1 protein-coding gene is annotated in these 523 nt (G+C 40.2%); it reads left to right on the top strand.

What is annotated here, in order from left to right; all coding sequences use genetic code 11:
* Positions 1–485, top strand: a 485-nt coding sequence (locus JR005_RS15300) for an IS3 family transposase (protein WP_218665107.1), incomplete at its 5' end; no start/stop codon positions are given.
* Positions 486–523: the final 38 nt, after the last annotated feature.

The raw sequence follows: 523 nt of genomic DNA, 5'->3' as shown, positions 1-523 counted from the left end.
ATATTCAAACCAATTCTGGCTGGGTCTACACTGCATTTATTATTGATGTGTTCTCGCGAGCAATTGTTGGATGGAAAGTATCTACACGGATGAATACAGATATGGTGCTCGATGCATTGGAGCAAGCATTGCACGATCGAGGCATGCCAAAGAATGTAATTCATCATTCCGATAGAGGTGTTCAATATCTTTCTATTCGCTATACCAATCGTTTAGAAGCAGCAAATTTACGAGCATCAGTCGGTACGACAGGTGATTCATACGATAATGCTTTGGCTGAAACGGTGAATGGCTTATACAAAACAGAGGTGATTGAATATTTAAAAGCAGATTGGCAAGGTTTAGCGGATGTACAACTTGCGACATTAAATTGGGTAGATTGGTTCAACAAAAAGCGTGTACACAGTGCACTGGGTTATGTATCGCCTTTTGAGTTTGAAGCAATGTACTATGATAAGATTAATCCGTTAGGTCAGGTGGCTTAACTTAAATAAAAAAGTCTCCGACAAACCCGGTACGGTTC

It is taken from the genome of Acinetobacter sp. Colony158 (assembly GCF_019264745.1).
Lineage (GTDB): Bacteria > Pseudomonadota > Gammaproteobacteria > Pseudomonadales > Moraxellaceae > Acinetobacter > Acinetobacter ursingii.
Note: the sequence above shows the minus strand (reverse complement) of the source record. Positions and strands in the feature narration are given on the sequence as shown.